We start from the raw sequence: 22,750 nt of genomic DNA, 5'->3' as shown, positions 1-22,750 counted from the left end.
GTATGTGTATGCGCACAAAAAAAATCCGCAGCGGATCTGCGGATTTAAACATGTGGTTATTTGCCGTACACCTCGGCCTCGTATTTTTCCCAAGCTTCATCAAACGTAGCCATCGTGTCCAGATAATCAACATTCAGCTCCAAATATGAACTGATTTCGTGATAATCGGTTGATGTTTTCGGGAAGCTGTGATCCTCATACGCCTGATTGGCAAACTCGCTGATGCTGTCCTGCGGTTTAGGATGTCTGTATCTCAATAAATAGTGATAAAAGGATTTCATGGCTTTCCCCTCCTGGTGTCTGTCTTTTGTTGTTCTATTATACAGTGCAAGTGTAAAATTACAACAAAAGAATAACGAAACATCATTCAGGAAAAATCAAAATAGTTGCGTTTTAATATCCTTTCCGTTTCCATTAGCTGTTGATACGTCAGACTTTCAGGGAGTTTTTTTGTGTTGATTAAAAACAGCTGATCCTCAATATCCTTTATCGTCGAATCCTCTTGGTAGGCCATTCCGCAAGAAGAGCAAATCATCGCGGGGGTGTTTGTCAGCTCTATGGCTCGTGTGCCGTCAGGAAGCTCCCAATAAACCGTGTTCGTGCCAGGCTGCGCCTCAGGCACACCGCACCATTCACATGTTTTCATGAAGAATTCCCCCCGCTTTCTGCCTCTTTTTCTTTTTTCTGCTGGGCTAAAAATTTCTTTTCCTTTAGCTGGTCTCTTTTCTCCCGCCGGTCCTTTAAGGTTTCATGCCCCGGCTTCGCTGTATATGCTTCTCTCCTTTTGATTCTGGCCACGTTTTCCGGTGTGAAAGAAATCTCTTTGTCGGCAAGGATGGCACTCAGTCCAATTGCCTCTTTTTTGTCGAGAGCTTCAGGAAAAACAGACTCAAAATAGGCGTCAGCCTGGTTAGGGATATAATGTTCAGGTTCCGGATAAGAGGTAATGACTCCTTCAAAATTTCTCAAGATGATTTTGTCAGGACTTTGCGATAAAACATAATTTGGCTGCAGTGCGATCTTCCCGCCGCCGCCTGGTGCGTCAACGACAAAGGTTGGTACCGCGTAGCCTGAAGTATGGCCTCGCAGCCCTTCAATAATCTCCAGCCCTTTTGAAACCGGAGCTCTGAAATGTCCGATGCCTTCTGAGAGATCACATTGGTATATATAATAGGGACGGACTCTGATTTTCACCAAGTCATGCATAAGCTTTTTCATAATTGTTACCGAATCATTAATGCCTGCTAGCACGACGGCCTGATTTCCGACCGGCACACCTGCGTTCACCAGCTTTTCGCAAGCCTCAACGGATTCCTCCGTCATTTCGATGCTTGTGTTGAAATGGGTGTTCAGCCAGACCGGATGATATTTCTTTAAAATATCGCACAGTTGATCGGTGATTCTCTGAGGGAAAACGACAGGCGCTCTTGTGCCGATTCTGATAATTTCCAGATGGGGTATACTGCGCAGCTCTTTTAAAATGTATTCTAAAATTTGATCATTGATCAGCAACCCGTCCCCGCCTGAAATCAGGCAGTCCCGGATCTCGGGTGTCTCCCGAATGTAGGCGATCGCGGCATCAAGCTGCTTTTTAGGGACACCCATTCCGATTTGACCGGAAAAACGCCTCCTTGTGCAGTAGCGGCAGTACATGGAGCATTGGTTCGTGACAAGGAACAGGACTCGGTCGGGATAACGGTGTGTCAGACCGGGTACCGGAGAGTCTTCATCCTCATGAAGCGGGTCTTCCAGGTCGTATTTTGTTTTGTGCATCTCTTCAGAGAGCGGCACAGACTGCATCCGTATCGGACATCTGGGGTTGTCGGGATCCATTAAGGAAGCATAATAGGGTGTGATATTTAAGGGTATCGTTTTAGTAGAAATTCTGACGCCTTCCTCTTCTTCTTCGGTCAGGTTAATCACTTTTTTCAAGTCATCTAATGTTCTTACAGTATGGGTCAGCTGCCACAGCCAATCATTCCATTTTTCTTCCGGAACATCCTTCCATAACTCTATCTCCTTCCAATGCCGTTTCGGTTTATACCATTTGTTTGTCAAATGAAATTCCTCCTCGTGCATTTCTTTTTGACTTACAGGCGCTTGCACCAGATATTCATATTTTCGAGCCCTTCTCCTATATAACAATTATTGATCAGCCTTCCGCCATACTGATACCCGGAATGATACAGGACAGCATTCATGCCAAAAGATGCAGCGCGGGCGAGTGAAAATACTTGAAAGATATCTTGCTCTCTCATTTCTTTTTCTAATGCATCTATTAAAATACTTGTCAGCGAACGGCCCCGATAATCGGGAAGCACGGCACAGTCCGTCATTTCGGCATGCCCCAGCTCAGGATTGATATCTGCGCTCGCCGCGCTAATCAGACGGTCATCTTCAAGCATGACATAATAAAGCGTATGCTCATTCATCGTCTTTTCAATATAGGCGGGATCAAACACAGGAGTCGGATACGTGCGGAATACTTTTTTATACAGCATAGATAACTGATACATGTCGTTTGTTTCTGCTTTTCTCATTGTAAAAGGAGACCTGTCTTCGATTTGTGACTGAGGCTTCATTTTATATAATAGCTCTATCATTTCCTGCTCGGATAAATAGGTATCTGTTTGTCTTCGTTTTTCTGTGAGATAACGGACCATGACGGCAGCGCGATGGCCGAGATAGTAGCCTTCGAGAAAGCCCTCCGGCGTAAACAATTGTTTAGCCAGCTCTGCCTCGTCATGCTGTTTAGTGTACACAATAATTTTTTCGGCACCCTCCTCTTCAGCCGCTGTCATAATATCAGACAAGGCTTCCTGAATAGCGCCTTCATAACGAATGACTCTAATTCGTTTATTAAAGCGGTCATTGTCTATGACAGCCGTAACACCGTTATTCTTTACCGTTTTGATCATCAGCATCCTCCCCGTCTGTATGAAGCCCGCACCAATCCATCACAAAAAGAGCAATAATTTTAGCTGATTCTAACATGGCTTCAACCTCAATATACTCGTTTGCCTGATGTGCCGTTTTCGTCTCTCCCGGTCCAAAAACGATAACAGGAGTATCTCCCGCATGATACAAAAGGCCGCCGTCTGTCCCCCAAGGCGACGCTTCGATGATCGGCTCTGTTTGTTTTATTTTTTGATAGGCTGATTGCAAAACTGATAGTAAAGGATGGCCATCAGGCAAATCATTCGGCAGCCATTGAGCCCCGAACCATTCCACTTGAATTGGATGGCGTTTAAACCATTCATCATGGTATTGTAAATCTTTCAGCCAGTTTTCCAATTCCATTTTCACGGCTTCAGGCTTTTCATGAGGAGCAATTCCGCACCTTCCTTCTATGACGACGCGGTCTGCTACCGAGGACGGCCATGTTCCGCCTGAGATGGTGCCAATATTGATTGGAACGGGGATTGGGATATGATTATAAAGCGGGTCAGAAATTCTTGCATTGCGGACTTTTTCAAGCTCTTGAATGGCTGTAATGACATGCATGCTTTTTTCAATGGCGCTGACACCTTCATATCGTGTACCTCCGTGTGCCGCTAATCCTTTAACCGTGATCCGAAACCACATCGAGCCCTGCTGTTTAATAAAAAGCTTCATATTGGTCGGTTCCGGAATTAGCGCCCCGTCCGCACGATAGCCTCTCATAATGGCAGAAAGTGTTCCGGCGCCGCCGCACTCTTCATCTATAACACTTTGAAACAATACATCACCTTTCAGTTTGACATCGCAGGCGTGCAGAGCTTCTAATGCAAATAGAAGGGCTGTATTGCCTCCCTTCATATCAGTGGAGCCGCGGCCGTAAATTTTACCATTTACTTCGGCAGCTTGAAACGGTTCATACTTCCATTCCTTCAAATTTCCTTCTGGCACAACATCGATATGCCCGTTTAAAATCAGAGATCGTCCTCCGCCCTCTCCCGTTTTTTTAGCGACAATGTTCGGGCTCTCATGAAAATCCGAACGGTCTGATATAAAATAAGGATGCTGTTTTAATTGTTTTAGGCTCGGCTCCCACACATCAATGTCCATATGAAATTGCCTAAGCTTTTCAAGAACTACTGCCTGGGCGTTAAATTCCTTGCCAAGTGTGCTTTTTTCTCCAACCAGCCTTTTCAAAAGACGAATGGCTTTGGCTGAATGCTGATCAAGCCATTCGATTACTTTTCTTTCAATGTCCTGCATCATCACTCCCCCTTTTAAGAAAAAGGCATATCTACCATTATTTCAGCGTCGGTCAGCCCGATCACCTCGTCAATTGTTGAGCCATTCATCAGTTCTTTTAAAATAAAATGATGCCGGCCAACTGCAAGAACTGCTTTTTCAGTAATGATCATATCTACACAGCCTGCTGCTGTTAACGGAAGGGTGCAGGCTTCTGTTAATTTAGGCCTCCCTTTTTGATCGGTATGGCTCATGACGACAACCACTTTTTTCGCTTTTTGGGCGAGCTCCATCGCACCGCCCATGCCTGGCACCTTTTTTCCGGGTACAAGCCAATTCGCAAGGTCTCCCGACTGGCTTACCTGCAAAGCGCCTAAAATCGTAATGTCAATCATGCCTCTTCTGATCATGGCAAAAGACATCGTTGTATCAAAATAAGATGCCCCCTTTACAGCACGGACAGGGAATCCCGCGGCGTTGCATAAATTTTCATCCTCATTCCCTTTTTCAGGACTTTCGCCAATCCCGAGTACGCCGTTTTCCGCCTGCAGCATAACCTGCATGTCAGGCGGCAAAAAGTTCGGCACCAAGGAAGGGATGCCGATACCGAGATTCACCATCATGCCTGGTTTGATTTCAGAAGCAGCCCGTCTGGCGATCTGCTCTCTTTCTGTTACTCCCAAGCCCATTTCCACCTCACCCCTTCGCTTCTCACAACCCCCTCAACAAAAACCCCAGGCGTTACAATCATTTCTTCTGCAATATCACCCATCGGCACAATCGTCTCAGCCTCGGCAAAGGTTCTTTTGGCGGCCATTGCCATAAGCGGATTCATGTTGCGCGCTGTTTTGTCATACGTTAAATTGCCGAATTCATCTGCAATGCAGGCATTGATGAAGGCAAAATCAGCTGTCAGCGCTTCTTCAACCAAGTATTGTTTCCCCGCTACAGACACAATCTCTTTTTTCTCACAAACCATTTGATTATCAATGCCGATATCGGTCAAAATGCCGCCAAGGCCGGATCCGCCGGCGCGAATCCGTTCTGCGAGCGTGCCCTGAGGCGAAAATCGAACCTCTAATGTGCCGTCTGTCATCTGTTTTCCGGCTACAGGATTTGAACCGATATGCGATGCAATCAGTGTCTTGACTCTTTTATTGACAATAAGCGGTCCAATCCCAATCTCCGGGAATCCGGCATCATTGCAAATGACAGTTAATTCTTTCACACCGCTGTCCAATATGGCTTCAATCAAAGAAGGAGGAGAGCCGACTCCTCCGAAGCCGCCAAACATAAGGACCGACCCATCACGCACATCTGCAATTGCCGATTCAATGCTAATCGTTTTTTGAAATGGTGCCATATTGATTTCAGTCCCTTTTCAGTTTTTTTCAACTTCTGCAACTGTTTCCGAAAAAGTTGATATAAGCTCTTCCATCTCTCCATCTGATATTGTGAATGGAGGAGCGATAATTACGGCATCTCCTTCCCCGCTGTCGATTCCAGCCTTGGCAGGATAGACAATGAGCCCGCGTTTTTTTGCTTCGCTGATGATACGCTGGGTCATCGACCGATCTTGCGGAAACACTCGCTTTGTCTTTTTATCAGCCACAAATTCAACGCCTAACAGCAGTCCTTTGCCGCGGACATCCCCAATGATGCCGCTTCGGTGCATCATCTCTTCAAGTTTCTTTTTCAGCTTGAAGCCCTTTTCTTCAGCCTGTTTGATCAAGCCGTGTCTGATAACATAACGCAAAACCTCGAGAGCGGCTTTGGCTGAAAAGGGATGAGCACTGTATGTGTGACCGCTCATAATAACACCTGATCCTTGTTTTATCGTTTGGAGAACCGTATCAGACACAACTGCAGCTGCAATAGGCGCGTAGCCGGCACCGAGTCCCTTTCCAAGCACAGCGATATCAGGAACGGTATGCCAATGCTCTGTCGCAAGCATCCTTCCAGTTCTCCCAAGCCCGGTCATCACTTCATCCGCAATAAACAGCACGCCGTGTGAGCGGCACACCTCTTGCAATCTCTCATAATATCCAGAAGGTGGAGTGATTGCTGCTCCTGCGGCTCCAATAATAGGTTCTGCCACAAAGCCAGCAATAAACTGACTTCCGATTCTTTTTATAGCGGTTTCCAGCTCCTCCGCAGCCGTTTGAACAAAATCTTTTTTTGCCTCTTGATTCAGCCGGTATATATGCGGGGCTGAGAGAGCGGGATAACGCTCTAGCAAATGGGTGAACCGGTACCTGCGTTCATAAAATCCCGACAATGAAAGCGCTCCCAAAGTTATTCCGTGGTAACTGCTCCATCGTGAGAGAAAGATGGATTTTTCTGTCTGCTTTTTTTCCTGCCAATATTGAATGGCGATTTTCATTGCCGTTTCTATGGCCTCTGATCCGCTATTGACAAAAAAAGACCAATTCAAGTCTCCCGGCAGCTGCTCGGCCAGTAAAGCAGCTAATTGCTCGGCCGGCTCACTCGTAAACTGCGAGCGGTAAGCAAAAGACACCTTATCAAGCTGTTCTTTCAGCTGCTCAGTTACTTCATCAACCCCATGGCCGATATTGCATGTCACCGCACCAGATGAGCCATCAAGATATTTTTTTCCGTTCTGATCATACACATATGTGCCCTTTGCATGACTGACAATCGGATATTCCGCATTAAGCTCTGGCTTAATTAAATAACTGCTCATGCTCCACCTCAAAAACACCTTTTCTACATTGTATGAGTGTCCAAATAGCGGCATGACGCTCCCTATAAAATCTTTTTTCGCACAAAAAAAGAGCCCTTCCGAACTTCGAAAGGCTCTTGTGTTATTTCATCTAGCAAATAAAAGCGGCTCCGACGATAATTAGTAAAATGAACAAGACAACAATCAATACAAATGTATTTGTCCCGCAGCCAAATCCTCCGTAACCGTATCCATGACAATATCCATGCATATTGTTTTTCATCCTTTCTTATCACGATATACGGCATTGTATGCGGGCCAAGTCCCAAACGGTTTGTGCAAATGCCCATCTATGTAAGGAAATAATGAAAAACAGTGTGCACCCGCTCAAATTTTTTAAATTTGAGCTTTTCATAAAAATGAGTAACGCCATCAGAATTTGAGGCCACTAAATAAGCATCGTCCATTCCTAAAGATTTGGCAATAGACAGCATCTCACCCACAAGAATACTGCCGTAGCCCCTTCTTTGAAACTGATCCAAAATCGCCACTTCTTCAATTTTCGCCGTTTTCTCTTGCGAATCAATAAAAAGTTCTCCGCAGCCAATCGGAATGTTCTGTGATGAATCGCTGTAACAAACGACAAGCAAAATCGTACCCGCTTTGTAAAAAGGATATTTTCTCACTAATTTTTGTTCTGCGGTTGCCTCTCCTATATAAAGCGAGTCATAAATTTTCATGATAGAAGATCCGTCACTAAGACTCTTTGCCGTCCCCCATGCCGTGAAAGGATGTCCCGTCTGTCCCTTCCAGTCTTCAAGCTTCATGCAGTATAACAGCTCATCTTCAACCACAAAACCGCTTTTCACAAGCGACTGCTTCAAAACGAGCGGAAAAGCATGCTGAGGAGACGCTTTTAAATGGATATAATTCGCATTAAGCAGCTTCGGTACGGACGGCAAAAAATCAGGTATACGCTCCAATGGAAATGTATCATGAAGCTGCACAAAATTATGAGAAAAAATTTGCGGCAGCTTGGAATCTTTATATACACTGTAATGACCAAACAACTTCGATTCAGACGTTAACGATAGGTATTGATGCTCCGTTTTTGAATAATGTCCTGTCATGAATGTCTCCTTTTTATGACCTATACATTTACTCGATTGCAATATTTAATTTCTTTATAATCTCATCGTACACCGGATAAAACGGCTTTCCAATTGGAAATTGCTGAATATTCCGGAAAGAAGCGGGTATTGGTTTCTGCTGCAAAAAGAATTTTCTCACCACTTGCTCGCTGATTGGATGAAAAACACCGTTTAGAAATAGAAACCGCTCGCGTTCTATAAAAAACAGTCTTCGTCCAGGCGGATTTGCGATCACCCCAGATCTGTCCCGCGTGATAGGCGGCCCTTCCTGCAGATCCTCGAGCACTTCTTTTTCAATCGTCAAAATATCTTTTCTTTTAAATTGATAAAATTGAAAAGCATGCTGACTTTCTATCCGTCTTTTTTTACCGGCGTCAATGTAAAATACTGCAGGCTGGTCAGCTTCTTTTACCAAAACATAATTCGGAATGTTTAAACATTTTCCCATATGATATTGAAATAAATGCGGATCGGGGATAACAACAGTCCGATCCAGATACACTGAACTCCATCTCTCCCCCACAGGATGCCGCACACCTTGATCAAGAAAATACACATGTTGATCAGATCCTTTTACAAACGTGCCGTCAATCAAATCGGCGGGCAGAAACTGATAAGCGTTTTGAAAGGAATTCGGGGTCTTATACGTTGTATCTAATACTTCATTTATCGGCAGGAACGGGGCAAATGTGTTTACTCTAATCCAAAAAATTGAGTCGCCGTGATTCCAATGCATCATATCATCGTCCCAATAGCTTCCATATTTATCTTTGATCCGATCAAGCAACGAACGGCGATGCATAACAGAGCAATGATCGACTTGAAAAGCGGCTTGATCAAGCACTGCATTGGCATCTCTGTAAAAATGGGAAATTTCCTCTCCTCTTTCGTTTACATGAACAACTTTTTGTTTTGAATAGACTGCCTGTGCTTCAGGATGACACAAAAATGTCTGCACCATACGGCTCAGCCGATCAGGATGATAAACTGTATCATCGGTGAGATAAGAAATGTAGTCGCCGGCGGCAAATGGAAGAGCGTTATTAATTAATGTGGCATAACGTGTTGTTTTTAATCGATTTTGAGGATGGACGAAGCTGTTTTTATAACGAATGCGCTGGTCATGAAGGTACTTGTGAATCACCGCAATCGTTTTCTCATTTGAATGGTCATCCATGACAAAAAGCTCCCAATTGCTATGAGTTTGATTGATGACACTCTCAATCGCCATTTGCAGATAATCAGGTTTGTTATAACTCGTTAAAATAATGGAAACTTTGTCCCCCATCTCTGCAAGCCTCCTATTGTCACACATGAAAACGGCTCCGCAGCAAGCAGAGCCTCTGTCAACATGTAAAAAGCACCTCAACTTACAATAGCAACATTTGATCCCGTTTGATTTAGCGGGTTCTGAAAAATAACCAAATCAGCCAGGGATTTTCACGATAACATTTTGAAGCGTATCTCCATTGATCAGATTGACTCTTGAAATCGGACACCAAGCTCTTGGCAACTACGAGCTGGCGTTTGAGACCAGATTGATTTCCGTCTGAAGCTGTTTGACGTATAAGCAGAATGAATAAAAACAGAATAAAATGCAATTCGTCGTCATTTTCTTCTTAGTTCACTTTGTTTTCTAAATCCAAACTTCCCTCTCTCCCTTACCCTCTGTTTCACAATATGAACATGCTGTCAATTGCGGTATAGGCAATGTCCATCCATAGAAGAAAATCAGCATTTTCCTTAAATATATGAAAAATAGCTCAGGTACGGCGTTCGACTCATACCAATTGCCAATCAGAAGAATATGATTAAACGTGAGTTCAATAATTAATAGGAGGTGTATGTGTTGAGCAGTGAAAATGCGCAGTTAAAAAAGGATATTATTAAAAGCCTTTTAAGCCCTTTATTTACAAATGCAACAGAAGGAGGAGAAAACGTGAATAATAACCTTAAAGAATTACTTGAAGCTGCTGTTGATAAAAAAGTTGACGAAAGCGAAACGGTTACTGCTGAATCTGTTTTAGATCCTTCCCTTCCTGCAAGATGGATTTTTGCCAGAATTACACCTGGCACTACCATCAGCATTGTGACAGATTCCGGTGACATGATCGGTCCGGTTGTCTTTGTGGCTTTTGATCAAGTCCACGGCATCGTATTTGTCACACAGGAAAGCTCTGTAACTCCGCCAGGTCAAGCGACAACATTGATTGATGTAGATAAAGTAGAAAGCGTTACATTCTTTTCATAATCTCTGATGAAAGTTTTGTATATCCAGTCGGGATATGGAGGAATATACAGTTATTTTGACCGCTGGGCTGAAGAATGCTTTCGGCACGCTCAGACAGAATACATGTCTGCAGATACACCAGACACCGAATCGCTGTCACGCATTGAAACGTTTCAGCCGGATTTCGCACTCATGATGGTTGGAGTTCACGTTCCTCACGACTGGCTGACCTGGTTAAAGGGTAAGGGTATTCCCGTATATGTTTGGCTGACAGAAGACCCATTTTATATTGATATCAGTCTTCAGGTGATAAAGCACGCTGACGCAGTTTTAACAATTGACCAAAATGCTGCTCTCTATTATCAGGAGCTTGGTTATCAGCATATCTATTATGTTCCGATTCCTGTTAATCATCGGCTGTTTAAAAAAATGGACACCGAACATTCCTTTCATTCACAATTGCTTATCATCGGCTATCCTTACCCTAATCGGGTTCAGCTTGTGAAAGAAGCGGCATATCTCCCGTACACCGTTCGGGTCATCGGAAAGGAATGGAGAAAATACCTGCCTAAAAAAGTACTCAAACAGCCGCATATAGATGTAGTCAGCACATGGGTTCCGCCTGAACAGGCCGTTCATTATTATAACGGGGCAGACATCGTGATCAATCCGCATCGGCCGTATCATTTTACGTTCAACAAAAATAAAAGCCGCATTAAAAATACAAGCTTTAATAACCGCACCTTTGATATCGCTGCATGCGAAGCATTTCAACTAGTGGATCTCCCTGCGGCATATCCTTTTTCATCCTTTATTTCTTATCACAGCATCAACGACTTTAAGGAAAAAGCCGCTTTCTATATCAATCATCCTGAGGAACGAAACAAAGCTGCGGCGTTAAATTATAAAGAGACCGTTCCTGCTCATACATTTGATGAGCTTCCCGCAAAACTGAAAGCCATTCATCTGGCGCTTTCTTGAAAAATCGTTCATTTCATATGAACGATTTTTTCGTGCACATAAAAAAGCAGCCGAAAATAGGCTGTTTCTTTATTCATCAGATCTGTCCTTCAGCTTCCTTGGATTCACCTGTTTATTCAGGTCAGGTTTTCCGCCTAGATGCTGAGAAATCTGTTCCCATGATACAATTTTGAAATTTTGATTGACAGCTTGTCCATTTTCTATATTTTCTCCGTCCTGTGCTACAAAAATGCCGTACGGATATTTTGGCCCCAGCCCGAAACCAAGAACATCAATACCGTCAGTATCACTCGTCCCGTCTATTTTCTCGCCATCCGTAATTTCAAAATTGGCAATATACCGATTGCCTCCCTGTCTTTCATACAACACATAGCTGTTATTGCCTTGGCTTGAGGCGATAAGATAACCTTTTCCGTCCGGCGCATAATAAATGGTCAAGCCCTCAATATCAGCTGTCAAATGCTTTCCAGAAGCAAGATCAATGACTTTGCCCTGCGATCCTCCAGATGGTTCAGCATTAAATTTCCAAATTGCTGTGTCTTCCTCCGCTATATAGAGATTCCCGTACTCGTCATCTGCGACGAGACCTTCAGTTTGTGAATGTAATTTGAATTGCCGCACTTTTTTCCCTGTTACATATCCCTTTCCATTGTCGGCAATTTCATATTGCTCGAACTCTCCTTGCTTTCCTGTTACCAACGCATAAAATGCCCCTGTTTTTTGGCTGTGATACAGGCTGAAACCGTAAACTTCAGAAATATCAGTGGAAATAGGATGTTTTGGGTCTGTGATGCTTTTCAATTCACCTTTTTCCCCATCAATGGCGTAAACTTCGATCGAATTTTTTCCTTCTGTCCGGTTTGAAGCAGCAGCAATGTCAATCTGTTTGCCGTTGAACGGAAAATCATAACGCAGATCGACATTATTCAGCTTGCCAAACTCGTAAGAATTGATCTGTTTGCCGTCCAAATCATACACGACTAACCCGGACTTCTTGTTTGTCGTTATCAATTTGCTTTTTTCCGGATGCTTTGCATCAACCCAAATGGACGGATCATCCGCTGCGTCATCTCCTGAAGCAACCGGGTCAGTCTCTCCCTTTGCCGTCACTTTGAAATGATTCACTTCATCAGCCTGATGAGCCGATACCGAGTTTGCAGATAGGCTAAGCAATAAACCCGCAGCGGCACTAAACAGAATAGTTTTTGGATACTTCATTTTACAGCCTCCTTATTTTAACCTTCATTTCTTATTGTAAAATATATGTAGTTGATGAATAGTGAGACAATCGAACCTTTTTTTCGTAGTGTTTCTGATTCAAAAGAAAGCTTTTTATATGGACGTGATAAGATCATATGGGACCTGTTTATATGGAGCGAAAAAAGATAATATGAAAATTTAGTACACTGTTTATTTAGTTAGATTAAGCCAATCTCTTCATTTTCTATTAAAAAAGAACACTTTGTGACATCATCATTCCCCTAAATTTCGTTTTATTGGTTGCTTTCATTAACTCGATTAAAATGTTGAACATATGATGCATGGTAGAGAAACGAGAGTTGGAGGATAAGCCATGCCTAAACAGCAAACAGCAGAACTAAAACCATTTTTCCATAACAAAACAGTTTTAGTCACTGGCGGAACGGGTTCAATCGGAAGTCAAATTGTCAAACGCCTTTTGCTGCTTACACCAAAAAAGGTCATTGTATTCAGCAAAGACGACAGTAAACAGTATGTTATGAGTCAAAAGTATGCGGAGGATCAGCGGCTTTCATTTGTACTTGGAGATGTGCGCGACCACCGGAGAGTGAATCAGGTGATGACAGGTGTCGATATCGTCTTTCACGCAGCAGCGCTGAAACAGGTACCGACATGCGAAGACAATCCGTTTGAAGCGATCCAGACCAATCTCATCGGCGGACAGAATGTGGTGGAGGCCGCCCTAATCAATGGAGTACAGCATGTCATCAATATCAGTACAGATAAAGCTGTGTCCCCTGTAAACACAATGGGTGCCACTAAGCTGTTATCTGAAAAGCTGTTTCATCAAGCTAACCGCCACGTTCAAAATAGAGGAACTGTTTTTTGTTCCGTCCGTTTCGGAAATGTTCTCGGCTCAAGAGGTTCAGTCATCCCTATTTTATTTGAACAGATGATGGAAGGTGAACCGTTGACCATCACAGACAAGAACATGACCAGATTTTTTATGTCTATTAATGATGCGGCCACACTGACACTGCAATCAGCCGCTATAACCACAGGCGGAGAAACTTTTATTTTTAAAATGGAATCACTGAAACTCGAGGAATTGATTCATGGATTTGAAGAATACGCAGCGCAGCACGGTCTCCCGCGCCCGGCCGCAATAGAAGTCGGCAAGCGTCCAGGTGAAAAGCTTCACGAAGAATTGACATCTCCCCACGAAGTAGAGTCACTATATGAATGGGGCAACCTATATGCTATCCTCCCAGAACCTGAAAAACATCCTGATTTTCGCAAAGTCAATTTGCCCGGGTATCAGTCTGATCAGGCTCCTCTTATTACAAAAGACAGAATTGCCCAAATTATTGAAGACCTGCATAAAGAAAAAAAGGCATAAAACAAGCCTGTCTATCCATTAGGCAGGCTTGTTTTTTCTTGCATTTATTTGTCAAATAGGTGCTGATAGCTTTCATATCCCTCTTCTTTGAGCTTATCCTTAGGAATAAACCGCAGCGCCGCAGAATTAATGCAGTAACGAAGTCCACTAGGTCCAGGTCCGTCATTAAATACATGTCCCAGATGGGAATCAGCTGTTCGGCTTCTGACTTCTGTCCGAATCATTCCGTGGCTCGTATCCTGTTTTTCTTCCACTTCTTCTTCCTCAATCGGCTTTGTAAAGCTTGGCCAGCCGCAGTGGGAATCAAATTTATCCTTGGAAGTAAACAAAGGCTTTCCTGACACAATGTCAACATAAAGCCCTTCTTCCTTATGATCCCAATACTCATTTTGAAACGGCGGCTCCGTTCCGTTATTTTGTGTGACCTCGTATTGCATACGGTTTAATGACTTTATTCTTTCTTCTTTATTTAGCGTCATTTATTTCGCCCCCCAATGCTCACTGATAAATCCAGATCTTCCGGAGCCTGTCCGGTAACGCTGATAATGCCCTGGATTCTTTTTATAAAAATGCTGATGGTAATCTTCTGCTTCATAGAATGGTTCAGCCTTTAAAATATCTGTCACGATAGGATCTTTAAAAATGCCGCTTTCCGCCAGCCGTTGTTTTGATGCTTCGGCAAGCTCCTTTTGTTTTTCATTATGATAAAAAATCGCTGCACGGTAAGAGCTGCCGCGATCAGCGAACTGGCCGCCTGCATCTGTCGGATCAATTTGCTGCCAGAACAGCTCTAACAGCTTTTCATAAGGGAATACATCAGGCTCAAACGTGATTTGTACGGCTTCACGATGCCCTGTTGTTTCGCTGCATACTTCTTCATACGTAGGGTTTTCAGTATGGCCGCCTGTATACCCGGACACCACTTTTTCAATTCCCGGCTGTTCGTCAAATGGTTTGACCATACACCAAAAACAGCCGCCTGCAAATGTGGCGAGTTCTTTTTTTTCAGACATACTGGTGCCTCCTTTGTTAATACGTGGTATTATTATATTATAGCATGTAAAAATAGAATGAAAATGATTCTGCTTTTCAATAAAAATCTATAGGTTTTGAGTATTAGCAATTATGTAATGGGGGTTCACAAATTTGAAAGTAAGAACACAAATGATGTATGATATGGAAACTTTACTCCGTAAAGTTTTTAAACAAATACGCAATGAAATCAACGATATTCTAGATAAAGAGCTTTCGCGGAATGAATTTACCATTTTGCGCATTCTAAGTGAACAGGGACCTAAGAAAGTGACGGAATTTGCGCCCATTTTGGAAGTATCAGCAAGCCATATTACCGCAGTGACTGACGCGCTGGTAGAAAAAGAATGGATCACGAGAATCAGATCGAAGGAAGATCGGCGGATCATCCGCATCCATATCACTGAAGCAGGTGAAAAAATCGTTCAGCATTTCAATGAGAAAAAAACTGAATATTTCTTTAAACGCTTTGATTGTTATACGGATACTGAACTCGCCACATTAATCGAGCTTTTCAGCAAACTTGATAAAAAACGGTAAAAAAAGCACATACCCATTTAGGGTATGTGCTTTTCGCAGCGCCTTTCTTATCTTTCAGTAAACAATTTCATCGTTTTCCAGCGGCCGTATCTGTAGTACAAAAACGCCGCACAGCTGCTGAATAAGAAACTCATACCGATTCCGAGACCGATCCCTTTCTGTCCAAGCCAAGCTGAAAACAGAGCCGTGAAAGGATATCTCAAAACCCAGAAAGAAATCAAATTTAAAACCAAAACCTGCATCATTGCCCCAGCGGCTCTGACAATTCCGTTCAGCACAAAATTAATACCGATAAAGGGATAGAAAAACGCAATCCACCGCAAATATTGTTCACCAAACGCTACCGCGTCAGGCTCACTAATAAATAACCTCATTAAATATTTTCCGAATATCCAAATGATAATAGCAATTACGAGCATGCAAGAAAAAACAGACATCACACCAAGCTTCGCAATCGATTCCACTCTTTTATAGTTTCCGAGTCCGATATTTTGTCCCGCCATGCTGTTGACCGCCGTACCGGCCGCCATAGCCGGAAGTGTGATGATGCTGTCCAGCCGCTGCACTGCGCCAAATCCAGAGACCACATGCTCTCCATAAGAGTTGACGACGCTCATGATCGCCATCATTCCGCCTGTAATCACCATCATCTGCAGACCGGCAGGAATACCAAGTTTTAGAATCAATGCAGTCTCTTCCCACTTAGGTGCTCTTGGCATAGAAAACGGAACCAGCTGATGTTTGATGACATAAAACAAACCGTAAAGAAACGCAATGCCCTGTGACAAAACAGTTGAATAAGCCGCTCCCGCAATCCCCATGCGGAAAACAGAAATAAAGAGCGGTGCCAGCACAGCATTCAGCACAACGGCAAAAGCGATGAACCGCAGCGGTGTTTTGCTGTCGCCTAGCGCCCGAAGAACCGTACTGATAAAGTTATAACCAAACAAAAACAGTATGCCGATAAATTGAATCTGCAAATAGATCTCGGCAAGCGGAATCATGGACTCCGGCGTTTGCAGAAGACGCAGCAATGGTTCTGACAGGAAAAAACCGGCTGCGCCGAACCCGATGCTTAAGCCTGTTAATAAAACCACAAAGGCATTTATATAAGACGCCATTCCTTTCTCATCATCTTTTCCCTTTTGCTGAGACAAAATGGTTAAGGTCGCATTATTAAGTCCCAAAATAAAAGACAGCACGGTTAAAACTATCGTGCTTGATACCGCGGCCGCGCCAAGCGCTTTTGCCCCCAGCAAATTGCCGATCCATAAACTGTCTATGAATTGAAAAGAAACCTGCAGAGCATTTCCCAGCATAATAGGCATCGAAAACAGGATAAGCTGCCTCAGCACGTTTCCCTTCGTAAAATCGTATGCTTTCATTTCTTCTCCTTGTTCTCTTATATTTTCGTCCAGCCGCATGAAAAAAGAGACGGTGCAGCATGTCTCTTTTTTTCATGATTTATCGGTTTTTTTTTCGGTCTTTCATGCCAAATGTAAACACCATCACACTCAAAAACAATGCGCAGTACGAAATGTTCAAGTACATTTGATCCATATCCTCAGCCGCCAGATGATGATAAGCCAGCCAGCCGAAGTAAAGGGAAAACGTAAATGATAACAAACTGAAATACTGGTAAATCCGCTTCATTTCAGTCACCTCTATTGTTTAGGATGGTAATAGGAAAACTCAATTTCATCTTTTTCTAAATTAATTTTATCTGCTTTGACATACATACCGTTCGTTAATGGCATTTCAGACAAACGAACCTCAATGCTTTTATCGCCGGGATGAACATGTACAAAGGATGGAAGTTCATAGAAGCTGTCCATATAATTTAACACAAAGCTAATAGGAATACTCAATTTCCCTAAGGAAAATTTCGTTACATTCAGCTCGACATCGCCATTCTTTTTCACGGTCGGCTCAAATGCGATAAACGCGTCAATTGACGTGGAAAATGCTTTGATTTTCCCTGCCACATGGACATCGTCATCTATATCCACTTTGTAATCAAGCTGATTTGACGCTTTCTCGTTTAAATATGAGTTGACAAACGCAGCTAAGGATTCTTTTGTGCTTGTCACTTGAAATCCGTACTCGCTTTTAGAGGTATCCTCTACCTCCGCTTGCTTGCCCGGCAGCATGACCAGCGTCACAAATCCTACTGCTAATACAATATTGATGGCAAGCAATATAAAAAACAGTCGTTTCCAGTTATTCATGATTTCACCCTACTCTTTCGGTAATCCTTCTTTTTCAATTGCTTGATAGACCCGCTTCGCTATTAAGGAATAACCCGTTCCATTAGGATGAAAATCATCTTCCTCAGAAATTCGTTTACTGTCACTTTTTTGATTGAACAAGTCTTCTATATTAATGATTTTTGCATGTTTATCTTTTTTCAGCTCTTTTTTAGCAATGTTGTTCCAATCAGTGACTACCCCGTTTATTTCCTGTAATTCAGATAAAGTAAATGTAAACGGATTATACATGCTGACATAAATCAGCTCTGCGTGATTATTCAGTGCGCGGATTTCTGAAATGATTTTTTTAAAACGCTTTTCGTACGGCTTTTCCTCTTCCTGAAACGGTTCGACGGTTAATTGCAGAAAGTTTTGACGAAGGACCTTCATCAGATCATTACCGCCAATTGTTAAAAAGACATAATCTGCATCTTTTATGCCTTTTTGAACGTTTTTATCTTTTAGTTTCTCTAACAAATCTTCCGAACGATTCCCTTTGACGGCATAATTTTTAACGTCAACCTTTTTGACTTGCTCATTTGACCGGATAGAATCCGCCACCTTGCCGACATATCCCTTGCCCTCAGGATCTCCGACACCTTCTGTAAGCGAATCTCCGACAGCGGCAATGACAATGTGTTCCTTCGTTTTCAGTTCATGGGCTTTTTGTTTTCCCTCAGATGCTGTACGTATGCTCGTACATGCAGTAAGAAGCAAAATCAAACTGGCCATGAGTGCAAAAATGCGCAGTTTCAATCTTGTTGCTCCTCCCCATTCTACTAGTGGAAAGTGTATCATGTTTTAGGAGATTTGAAAATGCCTTGTCTTCGAGATTACTTGAGTTTACTAGCCGCTTTCACATCAGCGATGATGTCATCGTATGGTGTATTTTCTACTCCATTGTAATCTTTCAGCACTTTACCGTCAGGGCCTACTAAATAAAAAGAGGATTGGTGAATGACCTGGTCCTGGCCTTCAGGTTTCTTCACGATCGCTTTAAAGCTATCAAACGCAAACGTCTCGATGTCACTTTGACTGTATCCCGTTAGAAAATCCCAGTTATCAAAAGATAAAGGATAATTTGCCGCAAATTTTTTCAGCTGCTTCGGGTTATCATTCTCAGGATCAACACTAAAGGATACGATGCGCACATCTATATTCTCAGCCTTTAATTTCTTTTGAAGATCTGTCATATGAGCCGTCATCGGCGGACACACGGTCTCACAATTGGTAAAAATAAAGTCTGCGAGCCAAACCTTTCCTTTTAAACTGTCTAAAGAAACATTTTTGCCATCTTGGTTTTTAAAAGTAAAAGACTCCACTTGGTAATTAAGCGGATCCTTAATCTGATGTCCTCCGCAGGCACACAAAAGCAGAAAAATCAGCCCCGCCGCCAACCCTTTGATCATCTTCATGCCCTTCACCCTTTCCAGCTTAAAGCGCTTACTAATGCCGCGCTTACCTTCTTACATCTTGTTTAATTCTATACCCGCAAAAAAAATTCCTGCATGCCCCTTCGTCCGCCTGCGAGCGGCATAGCAAAGGGGACACACAGGAATAAACGGCGTATCACGCGTTGTGTTTTAACACCTCTTGATGAAAAACAGCCTGATAATCAGTCCATTTCATCCGGCGCTTCATATATTGTCGGAAAGAATACACTTTTGCCCTGCTTTTTGATGAAAACACTTCTTTTAAGTAGATCTGCAAATGCTGATTCAGCATAAAGAAATAATGTTCATCTTCCTTTAACACAGGTATTTCTGTCACTTTCACCTGAATCCCGTCGCTGCGTTTGAACTCTAGGCTTTTGAGTAACAAGCTATCAATCCTCATTTTTTGATTGTTTTCTTCTATTATATACAATGCCGGCCGGGCTGTCTGTCATTTTGCGCGGTTGTGCCGAAAAAATCAGATCAGCAGATGGAATAAATCTTGATCCTTATTTACCTCTAAATAATGAAACGCTTTTTTATTCATCCGTTCAATCAGCGGTCCATAGTCAGCTTTGTTTTGAAGCTCAATGCCGACCAGGGCCGGTCCGTTGCTTTTATTGTTTTTCTTCGTATATTCAAATCGCGTAATGTCATCATTCGGCCCAAGAACTTCATCAAGAAATTCACGGAGTGCCCCAGCTCTTTGCGGAAAATTGACGATAAAATAATGCTGAAGGCCTTCGAAAATCATAGACCGCTCCTTCATTTCCTGCATTCTTCCGATATCGTTATTGCCGCCGCTGACAACACATACTACGTTTTTCCCTTTAATTTCTTCCTTATATAAATCCAGAGCCGCGACAGAAAGAGCACCCGCCGGTTCAGCGACAATCGCACATTGATTATATAGTTCAAGAATGGCTGTGCATACCTTCCCTTCTGGCACGAGAAGTATGTCATCAACAACGGTTTCTAGCGCTTGAAAGGTTTCATCGCCGATTTTTTTTACAGCCGCTCCGTCCACAAATTTATCAATTTTATCTAACGTGACAACATGTCCAGCTTTGTTAGATTCAAAATAAGACGCAGCACCCGCCGGTTCAACCGCGATTACTTTGGTTTCAGGAGACACGTTTTTCATATACGTGCCGACCCCTGCAAGAAGCCCGCCTCCCCCGACACTTGCAAATAGAAAATGCGGTTCTGTATCAATATCGTTTAAAATTTCAACCGCCAGAGTTCCCTGGCCGGCCATTACATCCGGATCATCAAACGGATGGATAAAGGTGCGATGTTCCTGCTCACAGCATTCAACTGCGTTTTTATACGCATCATCAAAAGTATCACCTGTCAAAATAATATCGATAAACCCTTTTCCGAACAGTTCAACTTGTGACACTTTTTGTCTTGGTGTTGTGGAAGGCATGAAAATCTTCCCGTGAACGCCCAGGTGTTTACACGAAAACGCTACACCTTGCGCGTGGTTTCCGGCACTTGCGCACACGACTCCGTTTTTAGTCTGCTCGTCAGAGAGCTGCTTCATTTTGTTATAAGCCCCTCTGAGTTTAAAAGATCTGACTACCTGCAAGTCTTCTCGTTTCAAATAAATATTGCATTCGTATCTCTCAGAAAGTCTGTCATTCCTTTGCAGCGGTGTGTGAGTCACAACGTCCTTCACGTTTTGATGAGCCTTTAAAATGTCTTTCACTTGGATGAGAGAGTTTTCTTTAAGCAACGGTTTCATGTACAGATTCCTTTCTTGTTTTAAATCCCTATTTAATATGCCATTATAACACGAATATTCAAATAATAAGACAATTATTTTTATTTAGTAAATAAAAAAATGGATCGTATTCTAAGTTCCCCCCACCCGTGATAACATCTGCGTGACCTGTATCCAGCAGCCTAAGAAAAAAGTTTCTTAAAGATAAAAGATGTTTTCATCTGAAAGGCATGCTATAATAGAACCAATTAGAACCAAAAGGAGCCAATAAATGATTACCGCACCTCGACCTTGCACTTTTCATAATTTAATTGGAGAGCATCAACTATTTCTCGAAACAAAACGAGTCGCCATGCAGTTCGCCCTATCAGAGCTTCCTGTCCTGATCACAGGAAAGGTCGGAACAGGCAAGGATCATTTTGCACAAGCCATACACCAAGGCTCTTCAAGAAACGGCGAACCATTGATCAGTATCAATTGCAGCACCCATTCAGAAGAAAGCCTTGCATACGAGCTTTTTGGCGCTGATGATGCCTTGGGTGCGTTTCAAAAAGCCGCCCGAGGTACACTTTTTCTTAATGACGTATGGAGTATGCCGGTTTCTGTACAAGCTAAGCTTCTAGAAGCACTTGACTCAGATGGGGAAAAACCGAGAATCATCTGTGCTTCTGCAATCCCGATAACAGAAGTTGCTGAAAATACATTCAGGCAGGACTTATTTTACAGGCTGAACATTTTAACGCTCACATTGCCGGTGCTGTCCGAGCGAAAAAGCGATACCCCCCTTTTGACCCAGTATTTCCTTTCGGAATCGGGGCAGCAATTGTTAATTGACCCCTCAGTCTTTCCGCTGCTTGAACAGCATCCCTTTGATGGGAATGTAAGAGAATTAAAAAACGCTGCAGATTATATGGCGGCTGTATCAAGCGGAGGAACCATTCATCCGTATGACGTGCCGCCGTATATACGGGACGGGCTAAATGAAAAAACGACGAAGAAAAAAGCGAAGCTTCTGACTTTAATGGAAAAAGCCGAGTTTCTGTTTATTTTGGAAACCATAAAAGTGTTAAATGAAAAAGGCGAACCGGCAAGCAGACGGATTATCTCTGAAAGCAGCAAAAACAGCCAAATCTCTTTAACGCCGCAGCAGGTCAGAAGCCGTCTCGATTATTTGGAGAAGAAAGAGTATGTGACAAAAAGCCGCGGACGTGCGGGCACGAAAATCACTTTAGAAGGGCTGAATTTTTTAGAAACGCTGCAAAAACAAATGATGTAGCAGCTAAAGAGAGGAGAATGTACGTGTATACAATAAAAGAAGAGATCGCCAACGCCATTACCCACGGCATCGGTGTGTTCTTATCCATACCAGCATTAGTGTTTCTCATCATATTTGCGGCTAATTACGGGTCCGCATGGGATATCGTCAGTTTTACCATATTTGGTGTTTCCATGCTGCTGCTATATTTGAGCTCCACCCTGCTTCACAGCATTCAGCACAAAAAGACGAAAGATATTTTGGAGATTATTGACCATAGCGCCATTTACGTGTTGATTGCCGGAACCTATACCCCCTTTCTGCTTGGACCGTTAAAAGGCACACTCGGCTTCACCCTGCTGATCATCGTTTGGGCGCTTGCCCTTGGCGGAATCGTATTCAAAATTTTCTTCGTAAAACGGTTTATCATTTTATCTACCTTGATGTATTTATTAATGGGATGGCTAATGATTATCGCGGTTAAGCCTTTATATGCTTCACTGACAGGAGCTGGATTCAGCCTTCTTTTGCTTGGCGGTCTGTTGTATTCAGCCGGAACGATCTTTTATATTTGGAGAAAGATCCCCTTCCATCATGCCATTTGGCACAGCTTTGTTTTAGGCGGGAGTGCGGCGATGTTTTTCTGCGTGCTGTTCTATTGTGTGAAAGTGCCGTTTTTATCCTAATGAAAA

26 protein-coding genes and 2 pseudogenes are annotated in these 22,750 nt (G+C 43.0%); 6 read left to right on the top strand and 22 right to left on the bottom strand.

Annotated elements, in window-relative coordinates:
- Positions 1 to 56: 56 nt before the first annotated feature.
- From H7F27_RS10325 to H7F27_RS10270, 12 genes and pseudogenes are all read right to left on the bottom strand, one after another.
- Positions 57 to 281, bottom strand: a complete 225-nt coding sequence (locus H7F27_RS10325) for a YozE family protein (protein WP_185848904.1) — start codon at positions 279 to 281, stop codon at positions 57 to 59.
- Between the two features lie 86 nt (positions 282 to 367).
- Positions 368 to 646, bottom strand: a complete 279-nt coding sequence (locus H7F27_RS10320; RefSeq protein ID WP_024121762.1) for a YokU family protein — start codon at positions 644 to 646, stop codon at positions 368 to 370.
- Entirely contained in the window at positions 643 to 2,058 is a 1,416-nt protein-coding gene (gene ablA / locus H7F27_RS10315; RefSeq protein ID WP_024121763.1) for a lysine 2,3-aminomutase, read from the bottom strand. Before ablA ends, H7F27_RS10320 begins: the two co-directional genes overlap by 4 nt.
- 32 nt (positions 2,059 to 2,090) lie before the next feature.
- Positions 2,091 to 2,918 (bottom strand): putative beta-lysine N-acetyltransferase, encoded by an 828-nt coding sequence (gene ablB / locus H7F27_RS10310; protein WP_185848903.1) that lies wholly within the window; start codon positions 2,916 to 2,918, stop codon positions 2,091 to 2,093.
- Entirely contained in the window at positions 2,896 to 4,206 is a 1,311-nt protein-coding gene (locus tag H7F27_RS10305) for a peptidase (protein ID WP_095713126.1), read from the bottom strand. The genes ablB and H7F27_RS10305 overlap by 23 nt, the downstream gene beginning before the upstream one ends.
- Before the next feature lie 8 nt (positions 4,207 to 4,214).
- Positions 4,215 to 4,868, bottom strand: a complete 654-nt coding sequence (locus tag H7F27_RS10300) for a 3-oxoacid CoA-transferase subunit B (protein WP_024121766.1) — start codon at positions 4,866 to 4,868, stop codon at positions 4,215 to 4,217.
- Positions 4,853 to 5,542 (bottom strand): CoA transferase subunit A, encoded by a 690-nt coding sequence (locus H7F27_RS10295; RefSeq protein WP_044155490.1) that lies wholly within the window; start codon positions 5,540 to 5,542, stop codon positions 4,853 to 4,855. The genes H7F27_RS10300 and H7F27_RS10295 overlap by 16 nt, the downstream gene beginning before the upstream one ends.
- An 18-nt stretch (positions 5,543 to 5,560) precedes the next feature.
- On the bottom strand, positions 5,561 to 6,883 hold the full coding sequence (locus tag H7F27_RS10290) for an aspartate aminotransferase family protein (RefSeq protein WP_185848902.1): 1,323 nt from the start codon (positions 6,881 to 6,883) through the stop codon (positions 5,561 to 5,563).
- Between the two features lie 130 nt (positions 6,884 to 7,013).
- Entirely contained in the window at positions 7,014 to 7,145 is a 132-nt protein-coding gene (locus H7F27_RS10285) for a YjcZ family sporulation protein (protein WP_373271217.1), read from the bottom strand.
- Between the two features lie 67 nt (positions 7,146 to 7,212).
- Positions 7,213 to 7,992 (bottom strand): spore maturation N-acetyltransferase CgeE, encoded by a 780-nt coding sequence (locus tag H7F27_RS10280; protein ID WP_185848901.1) that lies wholly within the window; start codon positions 7,990 to 7,992, stop codon positions 7,213 to 7,215.
- Positions 7,993 to 8,020: 28 nt separating this feature from the next.
- A complete protein-coding gene (locus tag H7F27_RS10275; RefSeq protein WP_185848900.1) occupies positions 8,021 to 9,301 on the bottom strand; it encodes a spore maturation glycosyltransferase CgeD in 1,281 nt (426 codons plus the stop codon).
- A gap of 77 nt (positions 9,302 to 9,378) precedes the next feature.
- Positions 9,379 to 9,614, bottom strand: a pseudogene (locus H7F27_RS10270) (protein CgeC).
- Between the two features lie 248 nt (positions 9,615 to 9,862).
- On the opposite strand from H7F27_RS10270, the gene cgeA reads away from it, so the two are divergent.
- Positions 9,863 to 10,264 carry a spore crust protein CgeA gene (gene cgeA, locus H7F27_RS10265; protein ID WP_024121772.1) on the top strand — a complete coding sequence of 134 codons (402 nt, stop codon included), beginning with the start codon at positions 9,863 to 9,865 and terminating at the stop codon, positions 10,262 to 10,264.
- 6 nt (positions 10,265 to 10,270) lie between these two features.
- Positions 10,271 to 11,224, top strand: a complete 954-nt coding sequence (locus H7F27_RS10260) for a spore maturation protein CgeB (RefSeq protein WP_101860536.1) — start codon at positions 10,271 to 10,273, stop codon at positions 11,222 to 11,224.
- A gap of 69 nt (positions 11,225 to 11,293) precedes the next feature.
- Here the strand turns inward: H7F27_RS10260 and H7F27_RS10255 are convergent, their stop codons facing one another.
- The gene (locus H7F27_RS10255) at positions 11,294 to 12,442 is read right to left on the bottom strand and encodes a phytase (protein WP_185848899.1); all 1,149 of its coding nucleotides are present in this window, start codon (positions 12,440 to 12,442) and stop codon (positions 11,294 to 11,296) included.
- Between the two features lie 355 nt (positions 12,443 to 12,797).
- On the opposite strand from H7F27_RS10255, the gene H7F27_RS10250 reads away from it, so the two are divergent.
- Positions 12,798 to 13,823, top strand: a complete 1,026-nt coding sequence (locus tag H7F27_RS10250) for an SDR family NAD(P)-dependent oxidoreductase (protein ID WP_024121775.1) — start codon at positions 12,798 to 12,800, stop codon at positions 13,821 to 13,823.
- 44 nt (positions 13,824 to 13,867) lie between these two features.
- Here H7F27_RS10250 and msrB read toward each other — a convergent pair whose 3' ends face one another.
- Positions 13,868 to 14,302 carry a peptide-methionine (R)-S-oxide reductase MsrB gene (msrB, locus tag H7F27_RS10245; protein WP_024121776.1) on the bottom strand — a complete coding sequence of 145 codons (435 nt, stop codon included), beginning with the start codon at positions 14,300 to 14,302 and terminating at the stop codon, positions 13,868 to 13,870.
- A complete protein-coding gene (gene msrA / locus H7F27_RS10240; RefSeq protein WP_024121777.1) occupies positions 14,303 to 14,836 on the bottom strand; it encodes a peptide-methionine (S)-S-oxide reductase MsrA in 534 nt (177 codons plus the stop codon). It abuts the gene before it with no gap.
- Between the two features lie 133 nt (positions 14,837 to 14,969).
- Here msrA and H7F27_RS10235 point away from each other — a divergent pair, with 133 nt between their 5' ends.
- On the top strand, positions 14,970 to 15,395 hold the full coding sequence (locus tag H7F27_RS10235; protein ID WP_024121778.1) for a MarR family transcriptional regulator: 426 nt from the start codon (positions 14,970 to 14,972) through the stop codon (positions 15,393 to 15,395).
- Between the two features lie 47 nt (positions 15,396 to 15,442).
- Here H7F27_RS10235 and H7F27_RS10230 read toward each other — a convergent pair whose 3' ends face one another.
- The 7 genes and pseudogenes from H7F27_RS10230 to ilvA form a co-directional block, all read right to left on the bottom strand.
- Positions 15,443 to 16,780: an MATE family efflux transporter gene (locus tag H7F27_RS10230; RefSeq protein ID WP_095713154.1), complete on the bottom strand. Its 1,338-nt coding sequence runs from the start codon at positions 16,778 to 16,780 to the stop codon at positions 15,443 to 15,445.
- 72 nt (positions 16,781 to 16,852) lie between these two features.
- Positions 16,853 to 17,048: pseudogene (gene ypmT / locus H7F27_RS10225) on the bottom strand (protein YpmT).
- An 11-nt stretch (positions 17,049 to 17,059) separates the two neighbouring features.
- Positions 17,060 to 17,623 (bottom strand): YpmS family protein, encoded by a 564-nt coding sequence (locus tag H7F27_RS10220; protein WP_069487337.1) that lies wholly within the window; start codon positions 17,621 to 17,623, stop codon positions 17,060 to 17,062.
- A 9-nt stretch (positions 17,624 to 17,632) separates the two neighbouring features.
- Positions 17,633 to 18,400, bottom strand: coding sequence for an SGNH/GDSL hydrolase family protein (locus H7F27_RS10215; protein WP_095713132.1), 768 nt, complete (start codon positions 18,398 to 18,400; stop codon positions 17,633 to 17,635).
- A 77-nt stretch (positions 18,401 to 18,477) separates the two neighbouring features.
- On the bottom strand, positions 18,478 to 19,059 hold the full coding sequence (locus H7F27_RS10210; RefSeq protein ID WP_101860403.1) for an SCO family protein: 582 nt from the start codon (positions 19,057 to 19,059) through the stop codon (positions 18,478 to 18,480).
- A 154-nt stretch (positions 19,060 to 19,213) separates the two neighbouring features.
- On the bottom strand, positions 19,214 to 19,465 hold the full coding sequence (locus H7F27_RS10205) for a DUF2535 family protein (protein ID WP_024121785.1): 252 nt from the start codon (positions 19,463 to 19,465) through the stop codon (positions 19,214 to 19,216).
- A gap of 90 nt (positions 19,466 to 19,555) precedes the next feature.
- On the bottom strand, positions 19,556 to 20,824 hold the full coding sequence (ilvA, locus tag H7F27_RS10200) for a threonine ammonia-lyase IlvA (RefSeq protein ID WP_095713134.1): 1,269 nt from the start codon (positions 20,822 to 20,824) through the stop codon (positions 19,556 to 19,558).
- A 250-nt stretch (positions 20,825 to 21,074) separates the two neighbouring features.
- On the opposite strand from ilvA, the gene H7F27_RS10195 reads away from it, so the two are divergent.
- Positions 21,075 to 22,079: a sigma 54-interacting transcriptional regulator gene (locus H7F27_RS10195; RefSeq protein ID WP_185848897.1), complete on the top strand. Its 1,005-nt coding sequence runs from the start codon at positions 21,075 to 21,077 to the stop codon at positions 22,077 to 22,079.
- 23 nt (positions 22,080 to 22,102) lie between these two features.
- Entirely contained in the window at positions 22,103 to 22,744 is a 642-nt protein-coding gene (locus H7F27_RS10190; RefSeq protein ID WP_044155470.1) for a PAQR family membrane homeostasis protein TrhA, read from the top strand.
- The last annotated feature ends 6 nt before the right edge of the window (positions 22,745 to 22,750 follow it).

This window comes from Bacillus sp. PAMC26543 (assembly GCF_014250375.1).
Classification (GTDB): Bacteria; Bacillota; Bacilli; order Bacillales; family Bacillaceae; genus Bacillus; species Bacillus halotolerans.
This window is presented reverse-complemented; position numbering and strand designations above follow the sequence as displayed.

What these genes read in the sequence shown, in the direction of transcription:
- H7F27_RS10325 (WP_185848904.1), bottom strand. Translation starts at nt 281, where the DNA reads ATGAAATCCTTTTATCACTATTTATTGAGATACAGACATCCTAAACCG.
- H7F27_RS10320 (WP_024121762.1), bottom strand. Translation starts at nt 646, where the DNA reads ATGAAAACATGTGAATGGTGCGGTGTGCCTGAGGCGCAGCCTGGCACG.
- ablB (WP_185848903.1), bottom strand. Translation starts at nt 2,918, where the DNA reads ATGATCAAAACGGTAAAGAATAACGGTGTTACGGCTGTCATAGACAAT.
- H7F27_RS10300 (WP_024121766.1), bottom strand. Translation starts at nt 4,868, where the DNA reads ATGGGCTTGGGAGTAACAGAAAGAGAGCAGATCGCCAGACGGGCTGCT.
- H7F27_RS10295 (WP_044155490.1), bottom strand. Translation starts at nt 5,542, where the DNA reads ATGGCACCATTTCAAAAAACGATTAGCATTGAATCGGCAATTGCAGAT.
- H7F27_RS10290 (WP_185848902.1), bottom strand. Translation starts at nt 6,883, where the DNA reads ATGAGCAGTTATTTAATTAAGCCAGAGCTTAATGCGGAATATCCGATT.
- H7F27_RS10285 (WP_373271217.1), bottom strand. Translation starts at nt 7,145, where the DNA reads ATGAAAAACAATATGCATGGATATTGTCATGGATACGGTTACGGAGGA.
- H7F27_RS10280 (WP_185848901.1), bottom strand. Translation starts at nt 7,992, where the DNA reads ATGACAGGACATTATTCAAAAACGGAGCATCAATACCTATCGTTAACG.
- H7F27_RS10275 (WP_185848900.1), bottom strand. Translation starts at nt 9,301, where the DNA reads ATGGGGGACAAAGTTTCCATTATTTTAACGAGTTATAACAAACCTGAT.
- H7F27_RS10260 (WP_101860536.1), top strand. Translation starts at nt 10,271, where the DNA reads ATGAAAGTTTTGTATATCCAGTCGGGATATGGAGGAATATACAGTTAT.
- H7F27_RS10255 (WP_185848899.1), bottom strand. Translation starts at nt 12,442, where the DNA reads ATGAAGTATCCAAAAACTATTCTGTTTAGTGCCGCTGCGGGTTTATTG.
- H7F27_RS10250 (WP_024121775.1), top strand. Translation starts at nt 12,798, where the DNA reads ATGCCTAAACAGCAAACAGCAGAACTAAAACCATTTTTCCATAACAAA.
- msrB (WP_024121776.1), bottom strand. Translation starts at nt 14,302, where the DNA reads ATGACGCTAAATAAAGAAGAAAGAATAAAGTCATTAAACCGTATGCAA.
- msrA (WP_024121777.1), bottom strand. Translation starts at nt 14,836, where the DNA reads ATGTCTGAAAAAAAAGAACTCGCCACATTTGCAGGCGGCTGTTTTTGG.
- H7F27_RS10230 (WP_095713154.1), bottom strand. Translation starts at nt 16,780, where the DNA reads ATGAAAGCATACGATTTTACGAAGGGAAACGTGCTGAGGCAGCTTATC.
- H7F27_RS10220 (WP_069487337.1), bottom strand. Translation starts at nt 17,623, where the DNA reads ATGAATAACTGGAAACGACTGTTTTTTATATTGCTTGCCATCAATATT.
- H7F27_RS10210 (WP_101860403.1), bottom strand. Translation starts at nt 19,059, where the DNA reads ATGAAGATGATCAAAGGGTTGGCGGCGGGGCTGATTTTTCTGCTTTTG.
- ilvA (WP_095713134.1), bottom strand. Translation starts at nt 20,824, where the DNA reads ATGAAACCGTTGCTTAAAGAAAACTCTCTCATCCAAGTGAAAGACATT.
- H7F27_RS10195 (WP_185848897.1), top strand. Translation starts at nt 21,075, where the DNA reads ATGATTACCGCACCTCGACCTTGCACTTTTCATAATTTAATTGGAGAG.